Origin of the sequence: Scytonema hankhaensis NUACC26, from assembly GCF_045865695.1 — a bacterium.
Classification (GTDB): domain Bacteria; phylum Cyanobacteriota; class Cyanobacteriia; order Cyanobacteriales; family Nostocaceae; genus Scytonema.
In genome coordinates this window covers 25,740-40,454 of sequence record NZ_BAACAP010000198.1, presented here as the reverse complement: position 1 = coordinate 40,454, position 14,715 = coordinate 25,740, and the positions used below count along the sequence as shown (strand labels likewise).

10 protein-coding genes and 1 pseudogene are annotated in these 14,715 nt (G+C 38.4%); 4 read left to right on the top strand and 7 right to left on the bottom strand.

Annotated elements, in window-relative coordinates:
• Positions 1-32: 32 nt before the first annotated feature.
• From ACKTT2_RS22305 to ACKTT2_RS22295, 3 genes are all read right to left on the bottom strand, one after another.
• Positions 33-2,573 carry a tetratricopeptide repeat protein gene (locus ACKTT2_RS22305; RefSeq protein WP_407890629.1) on the bottom strand — a complete coding sequence of 847 codons (2,541 nt, stop codon included), beginning with the start codon at positions 2,571-2,573 and terminating at the stop codon, positions 33-35.
• A 305-nt stretch (positions 2,574-2,878) separates the two neighbouring features.
• Entirely contained in the window at positions 2,879-4,156 is a 1,278-nt protein-coding gene (locus ACKTT2_RS22300; RefSeq protein WP_407890628.1) for a caspase family protein, read from the bottom strand.
• Between the two features lie 15 nt (positions 4,157-4,171).
• Positions 4,172-6,292 (bottom strand): caspase family protein, encoded by a 2,121-nt coding sequence (locus ACKTT2_RS22295; RefSeq protein ID WP_407890627.1) that lies wholly within the window; start codon positions 6,290-6,292, stop codon positions 4,172-4,174.
• 766 nt (positions 6,293-7,058) lie between these two features.
• Here ACKTT2_RS22295 and ACKTT2_RS22290 point away from each other — a divergent pair.
• From ACKTT2_RS22290 to ACKTT2_RS22280, 3 genes are all read left to right on the top strand, one after another.
• Entirely contained in the window at positions 7,059-7,322 is a 264-nt protein-coding gene (locus ACKTT2_RS22290) for a hypothetical protein (protein ID WP_407890626.1), read from the top strand.
• Positions 7,323-7,791: 469 nt separating this feature from the next.
• Entirely contained in the window at positions 7,792-8,154 is a 363-nt protein-coding gene (locus tag ACKTT2_RS22285) for a bleomycin resistance protein (protein WP_407890625.1), read from the top strand.
• 6 nt (positions 8,155-8,160) lie between these two features.
• A complete protein-coding gene (locus tag ACKTT2_RS22280) occupies positions 8,161-11,370 on the top strand; it encodes an effector-associated domain EAD1-containing protein (RefSeq protein ID WP_407890651.1) in 3,210 nt (1,069 codons plus the stop codon).
• Positions 11,371-11,377: 7 nt separating this feature from the next.
• Here ACKTT2_RS22280 and ACKTT2_RS22275 read toward each other — a convergent pair.
• From ACKTT2_RS22275 to ACKTT2_RS22265, 3 genes and pseudogenes are all read right to left on the bottom strand, one after another.
• Positions 11,378-11,638, bottom strand: a pseudogene (locus tag ACKTT2_RS22275) (hypothetical protein); the annotation flags it as partial.
• 2 nt (positions 11,639-11,640) lie between these two features.
• Entirely contained in the window at positions 11,641-12,699 is a 1,059-nt protein-coding gene (locus ACKTT2_RS22270) for an AAA family ATPase (RefSeq protein ID WP_407890624.1), read from the bottom strand.
• 61 nt (positions 12,700-12,760) lie between these two features.
• Positions 12,761-13,180, bottom strand: a complete 420-nt coding sequence (locus ACKTT2_RS22265) for a CoA-binding protein (protein WP_407890623.1) — start codon at positions 13,178-13,180, stop codon at positions 12,761-12,763.
• 235 nt (positions 13,181-13,415) lie between these two features.
• On the opposite strand from ACKTT2_RS22265, the gene ACKTT2_RS22260 reads away from it, so the two are divergent.
• A complete protein-coding gene (locus tag ACKTT2_RS22260; RefSeq protein ID WP_407890622.1) occupies positions 13,416-13,943 on the top strand; it encodes a hypothetical protein in 528 nt (175 codons plus the stop codon).
• 203 nt (positions 13,944-14,146) lie between these two features.
• On the opposite strand, the gene ACKTT2_RS22255 is transcribed toward ACKTT2_RS22260, so the two are convergent.
• Positions 14,147-14,578 carry an Hsp20/alpha crystallin family protein gene (locus ACKTT2_RS22255; protein WP_407890621.1) on the bottom strand — a complete coding sequence of 144 codons (432 nt, stop codon included), beginning with the start codon at positions 14,576-14,578 and terminating at the stop codon, positions 14,147-14,149.
• Between the last annotated feature and the right edge of the window lie 137 nt (positions 14,579-14,715).

The window sequence follows — 14,715 nt, the reverse complement described above, 5'->3', positions numbered from 1 at the left end:
AACTTTTGAAGTTTATTATGGGCGCTTTTAACTTAGGGCCTTGGCCTAGGAATTCTTTGAGTTTGACTTCCACCTCCTCCAGGACCAATAATCCAGTCTACTTGAGGCAGATATTTCAATGCTATATAGTACTCTTTTTGGCTAATGCCCTGCTTTTTTTGGCTAATGTCCTGATTTTCAATAATACGTCCCATTAAAAAATGAGAAATAGAGCTTGAATAAGTTGTATCAGGAATATTTACTGAAGCAATTATACTAATTAGAGAAGTAAGTCTTGGCTCTAATTGAATTGATACTTGAAAATCCTTAAAAGCCGCCTTGTAATACTCATTATCATGTTTATAAAAATAATAGGCTGCCCCTCTGATTACATAATAATCAGAAATATCAGGATTAAGTTTTATTGCTTGGCTAATATTTTCAATAGCTTGCTTATATTCTTTTTTTCTATAATTATCTAATGCTATAGTATAGTAACTATACTCTTTTTTAGATTTAAATGAAATAATATTTCCTGGTTTTGTTGTATTATCTTGTTTAGACTTAACTAAGTCAACGCAGATCGCTCTCTTCATTGTTAGACGGTGTACTCCAATAAAGTCTAAATAGAAAGAAATATCATTACGAATTGCTTCAGTTAAATTCTTAATTTCTGTTGAGGATAAATTATAATTTTTAACATCCTCTATTTTAATAAGATTTATATTTTGTCCTGTTTGTTCAGCTTGTTGTTCAACTTGTATTCTAAATCTGTATCTTTCTGTAACCACCATTAAATAGTAGGCTTGAGCAAAATTTTTATCAATTTTAATAGCTTGCTTAAAATCATTCTGGCAATCATCAATCCAGGCAACATCTGTTTGTTTATTAAAAACAGTATTTCTACTATTTTTAGAATATTTTAAAACAATTTTATATTGTAGATAACCTCGTTCAAAATAGGCTTCGGAAAAATTAGGGTTTTTTTTAATTGCTTCATCAAAATTTTCTTTTGCTTCTTTTGCTTTTTTTAATACTTGTTCGTCATCTGTTTGCTCAGTTAAAAAATAAAATTCATAAGCAGCAACTTTACCTTGTTGATAGTAAGCATCAGCAGCCAAGTTGGGCTCGGCTTTAATAACTTCCTGAAAGTCCTTTTTAGCGCCTGGATAATCTCCAAGTAAAAAGCGTAGCTTACCACGTTTAAGATAGGCTGGGGCATCCAAAGGTACAGAAGACTCTAGTGTCTCTAAATATTCTTTAGGAATCTCCTGACTAAAACAAACTTTCTGTGCTTCTAATATAATATCGTTCGGATAATCCCTCATTTTTTTAGCTTCTTCCATTTCGGGATCTCTTTGTAAATATTTATTAAAATCGCTAATTGCTCCTTGTTCATCTCCTTGTTTCGAGCGAATAATTCCTCTTAAGTAGTAAGCTTTGGTAAAATTAGGTTGTCGTTCTATAGCTTTATCGAACTCTTTTTTTGCTTCCTCTTGTTCACCTATTTCTAAAAATAAAAGACCTCGATAATAATAAGTACTTGCAAACGTATTTTGCTTAGAAGTATTTTTGGGATCGAAGTTGTCTAACAACAATTGAATTATTTCACGTTTTTTTAACCGATCTTTTTCTAACTCGTATTGATTGAGAGCTTTATAATAATATAATAAAACTAAAAGATTTTGCTCTTGCGTATTCCCAAGGTTATTGATTGCCTTTTCTAAACCTTTAATTGTACTTTTATATAACGATCCTATATCTTCGTTAGCAGAGGAAGAATATTCTTCTTCTCTTCTTAAAAAAATATCTGACACACCAGTACTAGCTACGCCTCGAGATAAAGCAAGCATAAGTTCTGGACTAACTCGATCGTTCTGAAAATTATTAATGACTTGTTCAACCTGCTTCTTTAGATCTGCATCTTGTTCTAATTTCAATTTTACTTTAATGACTTCTATGTAATCATTAATGATATCCTCCGTATTTTTAAGCTGTTCTTTTGCCTTTGCTCGACGATAGTAAGCTTCTTTATTGTCTGGCTCAATTAGAATGGCTTGAGTCCAGTCATCAATTGCACTCTTCCAGTCTTTCTTTTCATTATGAATAATTCCTCGTTCTAAGTATGCTTCTACATAGTCAGGATTTATTTTTATTGCCTTATTAAAGTTCTCTAATGCTTTGTTTAAATCTTGTGGAAAGTCTCCAAAATCTAGATCGACGTAAGCATATAACATACCTCGACGGTAGTAAGCTTCTGCAAGATTCTCATCCCGTTTAATCGCCTCATTATAATCTCGTAAGGCATCCGAAAATTGAGATTGTTTCAAGCCTCGGTTAAACAAAGCTCTACCACTCAAGCTTGATGGCCAAATAGCTTCAAACAAAGCTTCGTTTGTTTTTGTTTCTACAATACCGTCAACTTTTAAATTATTATCCTTCTGAAATTTCTTAACAGCTTCCTCTGTTTTTGTATCAAAAATGTTACCATCTTTGTCGGAATAATCCAAATAGTCCAAAGTTAAAAGACGGTTTTTCAACTCAACTACTTGGTCACCCTTACTGCCTAATTTTAAGTAAGCTAAACTTTCCATAGATCCCCCAATTGTTTTAATCAGTATATAAGGTAGTGTCAGTGATAGGATTTAAGCATTGACAAAAATCCAATTATATGAATTAAGTTATGTCTGTTTAATGAACAGAAGTTGAGCTTGGAAAGCTAACCTCACTATTTTCTTTATAGGTGCCAGCAAAATCAACTTATGCACTTAGGGGATAGAAATGGGAAAAAATGGCAGCAGATCTCTTATGGATTCAATATTTGGTAATCTAGCACACAACAAACTATTTATAAAGTGCATAAGCCCTGAATGAATTAACCACCTTTTTAGACTTGAAATCAGCCATTTCTCCCGGCTGGTAGCTGCCGCAATTGGTAAACCAGTCGCTCCATATTGGTATCAAATTCATCCTCATCGGTCATATCCAGTAAAAAGAGGATACGTAGCCCTAATCGGGGCGTGCATTCTTCTCGAACAATTGGTATTAACCGATACTTACTTTCTTCTAATCCCAAGTGCTGTGCTGCTAAGTTCTCGAACTCGCCATAGCTGCTTTCTAAGTAACTTAGAGAAAGAATCACGAGTGTATAACGGCTCTGCTGGATGGCACGTTCCATGCTGATAATTAGGGGAACGCCCAATGGAAAACGAGAGTCAATCGCTACTCTTAACCCTTTAGACTCCAAAGAGGGTAACAGCGTCTTGCGAACCCAGGTTTTATCTGCGTCCTTAGCAAGATAGCTGATAAAGACATCGTACTCGTAAGCATCATTAGGTGATGTTGTGGGAAGTGGCGTTGCCGCCTTGCCTCCCATGTAAAGGGCAACAGGAAAGTTCTCTTCAATTTCAGCCTTGAGAATTGGGTGCTGCTGGGGCCAATCTTTAGTAACTTTAGGCTGTAAGTAGCTAAAAAGATCGAGAATCCGAATCACACCACCTGGGGCAATGACTTCCCCTTTAAGTCCATCCAACAAGTGTTGGGTGAAAAGGCTATTACCAGCACCGGGTAATATATAAGACTGTTCGGTGCTGCGGGAGGATGCCAAAATTACCCTACCTCGTCCTTGTTTAAGAGTATCATAATAGCTCTCTGGTAAACCAGTTTTTATCTCAGTTGCATCAGTATCCTTTGGTTGACCAATACCACCAGAATGACAGCAATCAAAGATTACCACTAATTTTTGCGCTGGGATAGCACGTAAAGCTTCCGTAAATTGAGTTCCAGAAATTGTAGTTTGAGCTAATAACGCCTCTGATGTAAAGTCTGTATCCACTGGCAATAAGTACTCACCTGCATAAGAACCTGATTTTAACTGCCCTCCATGACTGGAAATGTAAATGAAAACAGTAGAGTTTTGGTTGCTACGTTCGGCTAATTTAGCTAATGCCTGAAGTAAAGCTGTCTGGGTTGCTTCAGTATCTAACAGCAATTGCACATTATCGGGTAGATAACTGCAATGCTGCGGATTAATCAAAAGTTCGTAAATGTCCTTTGCATCTTTTAAAACGGTTTCTGGAAGTCCTTTGATTTTCTGGTAGTTAGCAATACCAACAACTAAAGCATGAGCGCTGCCAATTACAGACATAGTGGTAGTGACTGGAGTAAGATTTTTCATGAAGAAAAGCCTCTTCTATTTTTCATTTGTTATTCTCACGACTACTTGTTCTGCAATCCATTCACTAGCAGGATATCTAGCTGGTTCTAAATTTTTAGTTGGCGGTTGAGAAGCAGCAACAGCTGCTAAAAGTTCTTCAAGTGGGTTTTCTGGGCTTTTCCCAGTAGAGAAAAGAATTGGTCGATCGAGGGGAGGCAATTCCAACCAGTGGAAATCAGTTGCACTAACAGTTGCAAACACCTTAAGAATATCTTGAGCGTCTTCGTATCCGTTTGGCAGACTCGCATGAAGTGGGAGTATCTCTTCTTGTCCGGGGTCAAATGTGATAAAGTTTCCACTCCTAGAAGGATAGACTTGAGAAATACCAAAATCTGGCTTTAAATTCAGTATAGTGACGTTAAGCGGTTGAGAAGAATCATTACGAAGCCGAATAAATACCCATTCGTTAACTTTGAGCGTCGGTGTATTTCCTGGGTCATCAAAAGGTTGCGGTTCAGGCGGTTCTACTGGATCGTAATTTGATTGCTTTCCAATCATCTCTAAGGTAAATGCTAGCTTAGTTCCTGGTAAATTTGACCGATGATAATAATTGTTAAGCTGCTGAGTTGCCCGATATTTAGCTAAATGTACTAAACGCTTGATTATACTTGCAGCAGCATCAAGTTCGCCTATTTTTAAAGGGGGTCGTAAGTTGGCAATTGGCGTAGTACTGGGATCGCAAATTTCGTACTCGCCATTTCTGTTAACAGTTACCTGGTAATCGGCAGTTTCATTGCCAGAAACTAACTCTACCCAACCATTCCCAATTGGCATAGCATCCACAACCGCTTGCAAGGCTGCACTCTGTTTTTGATAAACTTCTGTTGGCAACTCATCCTCTTGTATGCCTTGTGCTTTCTCAACCAAGCGGATTTTTCTAACTAATTTAACAGATTTAGGATTAATGAGCAATGCCTGAGCTGCTTGTTCAATAGATTTAGAACGAAAAGTTTCCTTAATTTCAGCCCAAGATTCTGTTGCACCAACAGAGGTAATTTCAGCTAAAGCTAATCGCTTGTTCACCTCTGTGAAATCAGTTGTGCCTGGTGGATAAATAGCAAACTGTGCGCCTTTGCTCAATCCCTGTACCTGACCTCCATTGAGCAAAAGTCCTTTGTTAGGATCTATTTGGTTAATATTTACAGCATATTGTAAAGATACGCGATCGCTACCAAAGACCAAACGACTTCCTTCTCCCTGAAGCTGAGGAGTTTGTCGCTGAAATTGGCTGTGGATTTTGGCAAGCAAGCGATCGTGTAGTACTTTATAAGTTAGCCCAGGAGTTAGTGGGTCAAGGGAATCTAGCAACCAGTAAGTAAGCGCACCGTTGCGTTCTTTACCGTTGAAGGCGTACTCAAAGGCAGATTCATTTGAACGACAGGCTGCTAATAAAACATAACCTTCTGGTTGTGGCAACCATCCACTACCCAACTGAAAGTCACGAGTTTCTGATTTAGTTAAAGTTTTCCATGTTTTCGCTAATTCCTCATCCGATGCTACCATGCTTTCAGTAGAACGAGGTGTTTCATCAATTGTATCCAAGCCTCTAATCTCAGCATCGTCACCTTTTGTCGCTCCACCTGAATGACAGCTATCAAATATGACAGTGACAACTAACTTCTTATCTACCATTCTTTCTAAAAGTTTAGCTATTTCAATATCGCGCAGATACCGTGCTGTAGAATTGCCGAGATCGGTAGGAACAAGTACTTCATCAATACCATTTTCTCCCTTGAGTTGAGGATAATTAGTCTTAGCACGACCTCCATGACCAGAGTAGTGAATATATACTTGGTCTCCAGGTTCGGCAATTTCGGTGACGCGATCAAACATCGCCACCATGTTTTCGTAGGTAGGCCACTTATCTGGTGGTTCTGCTGGTTCTGGTTTCCCAATATCAGAGGCAGTAAGCTTAAAAATCTGCTCTGGTGGCATTTTTAGCTTTAACTTCAGGAAGTCTTCTACGTACTTAATGTCGCGCACGCATCCGCCAAGATTCTTGTATGAACCTCCATCAGGTAATTGATTGGGTAAGTAGCAGTCTATACCTATCAGTAAAGCATACAATTTTCCTATTTGATTGCTTAGATTATTCATGTTCTAAAAAATACCAACCAATTATCAGCCAGCTTCAAGATTATCCCATTGGTTGTTAACCTGCGAGCTCGTCTTGGAACTGATTGAGGAACGGAAATTGTTACAACATCAAGACATTTACAGATATACCACAGCCTTGCCTGTTAATTGCGGCTTTAGCAATTATCGGTTGACTTAGAAAACGTTTTAAAAGTCGAAGCAGGTTAAAAATCATGCGAGTTGTCGAACCATAATATGTATCATTGCAATATAAATAAAAGTCTCCGAGTTTCCGGACTTTCTCCCATGTGTATTGTGGGGGTGCAGAAAAGAAAAAGATTGTCTGGTAGACAGTCCAGTAGACAATAGGGGCGGAATTGCTAGTTGTACGGTAGAAATTTTTAATTGCTTGCTCAACTGTTCGGCGCTTTTATCCCTACTTGTCTTGTAGACAACATAGTAAAATGCAATTTTTTTGAAGATTTTTTCTAGAGGAATTTTTGATAAATTTTTCTCTTTCTGCTGATTTTGGGCGTTTTGTTCGCCATACACCTAGAACAGTCTGCCCTGACTGCCCTTGTTGTATCGCATACAGTCCGGTAGATAACTCTAGTGACACCGCAGTTGTAGGGTAAAGATTTTTGATTGTTAGGTCAACTGTCTGCCATTCAAGCTCCTGTTGTCTACCATAGTGTACACCAGACAGTATGGTAAACACCCTTTTCCCATCTTCCCTAGTAAACAGCTTTATAAGCAGCCCGAACAATTTTTGACACAGATTTTCCCTATGAGTAAGGCGGAAAGCTTTGAATTCCAACCGGACACGACAGAAATTCCGGATGGAAAATACTCAATTCCAGCCGGACTCAACAGAAATTCCGGATGGAAAATGCTCAATTCCAGCCGGACTCAACAGAAATTCTGGATGGAAAATGCTCAATTCCAGCCGGACACGATAGAAATTCTGGATGGAAAATGCTTAATTCCAGCCGGACTCAGCATAAATTCCTGTGATTTGAACCATAATTTGGTTCTTGTCAGATTTTGGTGATGAATTGAAGTGTGACTTAAAGGAAAAGATTGCCGAAAATTAAAGGATAAGCTTGCCAAACCTATAGCCTGACTGCTTTTGTGGTCAAATCCCCGTTTTCCGAGAATGCGAGCGCAAAGCACAAAAATGCTCTCAAAGCCTACATTTAGCGTGGAACTCGCGGCAAGCTTATTCTTTAATGAGATTCAACAAACAATTCAGAATTAATCGAAATAATAATGCTTTCAGCCTCTACTGCGGCAAGCTTTTACTTAAAAAAATGGCAATCTTTTCCTTTAAGTCACAGTTCGGCAAGCAATTCCTTTAATTTTCGGCAATCTTTTCCTTTAAGTCACAAGCATGAAAATATAGTTTGTCACTCAATTTAAATTTATGGTACAGAGAACACCACATACTACTCTGCACCAATAAACTAAGGATATATGCTAGCTAACAGTTACCCTTATTATCCAGATTGTGAGATTCCTTTATGACAACAAGCTCGGTGTTTTGCAATGCCATTCCGGTACTACCAGCACAAGACATTTCAAAAAGCATTATGTTCTATGAACAACGGCTTGGCTTCACCAAGAGATTTGAGTTTGATGACTACGCAGGAGTTACACGCGATGCCATTGAAGTTCATCTGTGGTTGTGTGAGGATTCTTACATCCCAAAGAATACAAGCTGTCGTATCAATGTGAAAAATATAGAAGAGCTTTACGCTGAATACCAGCGAGTAGACGTTATCCACCCTAATAGCAAGCTCGAACTGAAGTCTTGGGGACTAAAGGAGTTCGTGATACTCGACTTAAACGGGAACGCCATTCACTTCGCTGAATCTGTTGACTAAAGGGTTATCGTTTTTAAAACCTGCCTTGTAGGTCAACAGCGTAAACGATTACAAGAAGCTCTGGTGAGCGCTTTTCCAACGAAAGCATCATTAGAGCAAATGCTGTCGCTTGAATTGGATAGGAACTTGGAGGCGATTGCTGGAGGAGATAATCTACGAGAAATTGTCTTTAAATTAATACAAACAGCAGAAGCACAGGGATGGGTTGAAGACCTAATCCGTGCAGCACGTGAGTTGAACCCAGGAAATCTTCTCTTGAGAGATATTGCTCAAGAGTTATTAAAAAATCATCAGACCTCCTCATCGACTATTTCTAGTGCAGATAGTACTCAACAGATAGCACTTCAAACGAATCCAGAGACTATTTCCCAAAAGACAGCGATAAAAATTCTCCACCTCGTCCTCAAACCTATTGGCAGCGATTACGCTGAGTGCCGTTACTTCTGGGACTATACCAACGATTCCCAATCTTGTCAGCTATCCTTAGCTGAAATCAAGGAAGCAGAAAGAGATTACAACACACGCCCAGAAGATTACGCCAAAATGGGTCAAGCACTTTATAACTGGTTGGATGGGAGCTCGCGCATTCTTCAACAAGCTATCGACCAACATCGCCGTGATGGTATTGTTCTTGCCATTGCTGCAACAGAAGGACTGGCTCATCTACCTTGGGAAGTGCTACATGATGGTCAAAAGTTTTTGGTAGAACACAGACCTGTCATTATTCCAGTAAGGTGGAAAGCTGATAGCAGACACTTGAGTTGGGAGAATCAACCTGAAAATCGTGCGCTGAATGTCTTGTTTATGGCAACTTCTCCTCAAGGAATAGAACCAGTGTTGGATTTTGAGGCAGAGGAAGGGCGCATTCTAGAGGCAACAAAGCGCATACCTTTATCTTTGACAGTTGAAGAAAGCGGTTGTCTGAGCGAATTAGGGTATTCAATACAAGAGTACGAACAGGGCTACTTTGATGTCTTTCACTTAACGAGTCATGCAACATTTAAAGATGAAAAACCCTGCTTCATTACCGAGACAGAATTAGGAGAACCAGAATATAGTAGTGCAGAAGATATTGCTTATGAATTACAATTTAAGCTTCCAAAGTTGATTTTTCTATCAGGGTGTGAGACTGGATATTCGGACACAGGTGAGGTTCCTTCAATGGCAGAAACACTATTGATGGAAGGGGCAACTGCTGTTCTTAGTTGGGGTAAGAAATTTTCAGATACAGATGCCACCGCAGCCGCAACTTTATATGAAAGTCTATCAGCAGGAGATAAAGTTACGGAAGCAGTTGCTAAAACTTACCAAACATTAATTAGAAATAAAGTGCAAGATTGGTACAATTTGCGATTGTACGTTGCTGAAACACTACCAGGAGCATTGGTGACACCGTTGAGGACACCGGGACGCAAACCTGCACCTAAGCCATCGGTCACCGAACAGTTTTTAGACTCTAAGACGAAACAGGTAAGAGTTGCCGATCGTAAAACTTTTGTTGGTCGTCGCCGTCAATTACAAAACTGTTTGCGAATACTCAAGATTTCCAATGAAGAAATTGGAGTTTTAATTCATGGCATGGGAGGATTGGGAAAAAGTACCATCGCTTCTCGATTATGCGATCGCTTACCCGAATATAAAAAAGTTATTTGGTGGCGACAAATTGATGGATCTAGCTTAATGAGTCAGCTAGCAGATTTGATGAAAAATCTAGAAGAACGGGCTGCACTCAAAGAAGGGAAAGAAGAACTCAAATATCGATTGCGAGATGCATTGATTAAGTTAAACCAATTGGTGTTGGTGTTTGATGACTTTGAATGGAATTTAGAGCCTCGTGATGGAAGGTATGTTCTGAAACCCGAAATTTCCGAAGTGTTGAGTGCTTTAGTATGGGCAATTAAAAATCAAGAGAATATTAGCTACCACCGGATTATTATTACCTGCCGTTATGATTTTGAATCCGATTTATTGCAACACTTCTACAAGCAACCGTTAGAAGGCTTACAGAAAGCTGATTTAAAAAAGAAGCTGAAGCAATTAGAAGCTTTTGATTCTGATAAAATTGATGGGAAATTGGTAGAACGAGCTTTAAAATTAGCAGATGGATATCCTCGTTTGTTGGAGTGGTTAAATGATGTGCTGTCTGGGAAGGATGCAGATTCACAACTTAGTCAATTTGAAGCTAGCTCTCTTAGTTGGAAGGAAAAAATTATTTGGGTAACAGAAGACGCGCCTAAATTAAAAATTGACTCCTTTACTGAGAGAATAGTCAGTCGATGTTTGGTATTTGAAATTCCCGTTCCTATGCCAGCATTAGAAGCAGTTTGTGAACCTATCTCTGGCTATCAAGAACAATTAGAACGAGCAATTGAATTAGGACTGATAGAAGTGAGTTCCGAATCTGACGAATCAAAACGGGGTTATCGAGTTTCGCGTATCTTACCCCACATCATACCCACTATTCAGTTACCCGAAAAACCAAAAGTATATTCATTGTATTGTAAAGCTTCAAATAAGTTATACGAATTATGGGGAAGTAAGGAAAATAGAAGCGAAGAACAATGGAGAGAAATTTTTCGTTTAGCATTGGCTGATAAAGAAAACCAAGAGCGATTTAGAGAGCAATTTTCGCGAATGCTGAAAGTACAATACAATTCAGAAGCCAATGAAGCTTTAGAATCCGAACTTAGAAAGGTTCAACTTGATTTATCAGAAGAAAACTTATGTATCCAATTAGAAGAATATTTACAACAACAAAGATGGGCAGAAGCTGATGAGGAAACAGCATTGATTTTTTATCAAGTAATGATCTTAAATGAATACAACAATTTTCAGGAGCTATTTCAAAACTTTCCCTGTAAAACTCTTAACAACATCAATCAACTATGGCTAAAATACAGTAAGGGAAGATTTGGTTTCAGTGCTCATTTGAAGATATTAGAAGATGTGGGATTTTTTCAACTGGATTCGGGACTCGGAGTAAAAGTCCCTAGAATTACGGCAATGTATCCAAAGGACTGGGATACAATTAAGGTAATACTAACAAAGTATGTAGAACGAGTTGGATGGTTAGAAGTACCAAAACTACAGGGCGAGGAAGAACAACAAAGTGAGAGAGAAAAAATCTACCCCTATTTATTTTTGAATAGAGGAAATGTGGATGATGGATTAATTCAGCATTTAGTAAATAATTCTCAACACAAGCACGGTAAGTGAGAAACATTGAGTTGCTCTGAATTAATCCAATATGAGCAGTCGGTTTAGCATCAAAATCGCGGTCGCGAAAAATGATATATCTTTGATTTATAGGTCTATCTCTAGAAAAGTAACCTTGAGTAAAAACGGAGAAAGTAAATTTACTACCAGAGGGAACAATTGTAGGTTTATCTATTAGAAGATTTTCAACAACTCGGTTAAGCAGTCTAAAATCTAAACTCGTTTGCTTACCCTCACAGAAAATAACTTTGCCACTAACAACACTCACACCTACACCTCTAGCCGAATAATATATGCATCAGGTACTAATTGCTCCACATAATCAGAATGGGTTGTAATGATAAACTGATTGTTTTTCCCTAACTTGGGTAAGGCTCTTAACAAAGCCTGTTGCATAGGTGGATGTAAATGCAACTCAATTTCATCAATAAGAATCACAGAATTGTGAATATTCCAACTCGCAAAGTCCATTAACATTGGAAAGACAGCACGCTCACCCCCGGACATTTCAGAAATTTCATACTGATTTCTGCCATCATATAGATAAAACCAAGGTTCGCTCAAAATATCATCTAAATTCTCTCGCGGAATGGGACCTAGAAAACTACGTTCTGGAAAGACGGTTTGATAAGCTCGTTCAATTTCTGCATACAAATCCTTTTGTCCATGAGGTCGTTGATGAATTTTAAGAGTTTCAATATCTTGATGAAATTGTCGCCATTTAGTCATGCGATCGCGCAACAAATCTTCTGTAATTTCCAACTGGCGATTGGGATCTTCACTCGTGAGACTGGTGGAAGTTCTTTGTTCTGTATACCAAAGAACTGTACCAACTTGCTCAAACACTTTCCATCCTTCATTTCGGCGCAATTGTTTTGCATATTCTCGTCCTTTAAATTGAAACAATTGAGCAGCACTGTTAGCAATAACACATCCAGAGTTCCATCTAAGAGTTACATTGTGCTCTTCACCAGGAGATTGCAAATCTCGCCCTATTTCTCGCAATTTGAAGTGAAAATCTCTAAAGGCTTGGAGTTCGCTAGATGAGAATTGTACCTGTACGGCTACCTCAGGCGTCATACCCCCCCAGTTACTCGCGAGCAATTCATAGTTAAATCCCGCCCATTCCAAATCGGAGATGTTCTGCAACCGTCCAGTCACTGTACCTAAAGTTGCTGCAATAGCTTGCAACAAACTTGTTTTCCCTGCACCATTCATCCCAACCAGGACAATCGTATCTCGTGCTAACCCAGTTTCTGGCTCAGTCAAATCAAATACATAATCCCGAAATTTCTTAAAATACTTTAGCTGAACAGATTGAACTTTCATTTTGAAATCTCATTTTGAAGAAAAACAGCACTCGGCAGTTATAAATGTATCTTATATAAAATTAGACACGAATCAAGCGTAAATATTCAATCAAGATACACGCATCCATCACTACGTTCATTCCCGCATCCAATGCTTTTTGTACGGCTGCTTCATCTGATATACCAAGTTGCGCCCAGATTGTGTTGGCATTAATAGCGATCGCTTCGGTTACAATTTCACTTAAGTACTCAGAGCGGCGAAACACGTTAACAATATCTATATGTGATGGCACTTCTTTCAAAGAAGGATAACTGGGTTGACCATCAATTTCTTGAACTTGTGGGTTGACGGGGTAAACAATATAACCAACCTTCCGTAAAAATTGGGCGATTTGGTAGCTAGTACGATTTGGTTTATCGGAGTGTCCGACAACAGCAATGACTTTTGCACTGGTCAACACATCGCGTATTGCATTGTCATTTGGTTTATTAAGCGGCATTATCGAGTATCCTTTGAAAATGTATTTTTTTCTGACTATTTACACGCTTGGACATGAATGGTAGTTTTTTAAACGCAACTAATAGTTTCTCCAAAACAATTATTGTATTAATAGTATAATAAAACTTGATTATAAATTTTATAAAAGAACGATAATTGCTTAATATCTCAAAAAAATTATGAATATTTTTCCGTACATAATTGGAGCAACAGTTTAACTTCAACAAGGTTTAATTATGTGGATAAGAAAAATTGAAGAGTATCTGAACCTCTACTACCAAGGAGATAAGGAAAATGCTAAAAACACTACGTTTTTCAACTGTATGGCGAAAGTAGAAGTGCTAGATGAGCTTTTAATAAGCAGACGCGATGATTTTAGAGGCGTAAAAGATGCTCAAGGAATACTACAATCGGCGTGCATCATTGAAGTAGCACAAATCGACATCGATGACCAAAGTTATACAGGTTTGGCGATCGCTCGTCTCACCAATGCACCGTGGAATACAATCACCCATCCACAACCAGAAACCCGTTCGGGAAGTGCTACCTCGCTAATTGAAGAATTAGTTCTTTTGAGTCAACGTCTCCAATTCAATGGTATCGTTAAAGCAATAACAATACCTAGTGCTCGCCCATTCTATAGAAAAATCGGATTTATAGAAACGAACGGTTCGGGAGAAATGATACTGACTCCTGATGCAGCACAAGAACTTTTAACAAGACAACAGCGATTAAGGGAAGCCCACCATGACACAGGAAATTAAAAAACTAAAAACTACAGAAGAACTACTCCAATGGCAAATAGTATCTATAAGAGGAGCTAATCTGCAGGTTGTTGCGATACGGTAGTATAGCCGTTATCCCTTGCAAGCTCGCACTCCTGAGAAAAAACCCCGGTAACTCTGACTATACCGGGGTTGTTCGATAATTATTTGTGTGCAAGGAAATTTATCTCTTAAACAGTCAACTATGCAGCAGGCTGTTCTAGATTAACTTTGACAACTTTGTTCTTTTCTTCCTCTTTTTTGGGCAAAGTTAGATTCAAGATACCGTCTTTGTATTCAGCAGTAACGTTGGTATTTTGAACTAAAAGAGGCAATGGAATGACGCGCTGAAACTTACCATAGTGAAACTCAGTCTGTGTCGTACCTTTTTCTTCGGTCTTAGTTTCAGATTTGCGCTCTCCACTAATAGAAACAGCATTTTCTGTCACTTGGATATCTAAATCTTTAGCATCCATACCAGGAAGTTCTAGCTTGAGGTACACCGCATCATCTGTTTGGGTCAGTTCAGCAGCAGGAACTTTAACGAAATCTCTTTCAAAGGGAACTCTTGTTTCTTCAAACAGGCGTTGGATTGCATTTAGTTCTTTCCAAGGATTGTAACGAATGAGTGTCATAGGTATTATGAATAAGTAGAAATTGCGTTCTTGTTTGTTGGCTTTATATTTTTTATAATAGGGCTTGCATAATTTTGAGTGATTCGGCTTTAACTACCTCAAAATTGATAATAACCGCATAATAATTTCAAACTGTA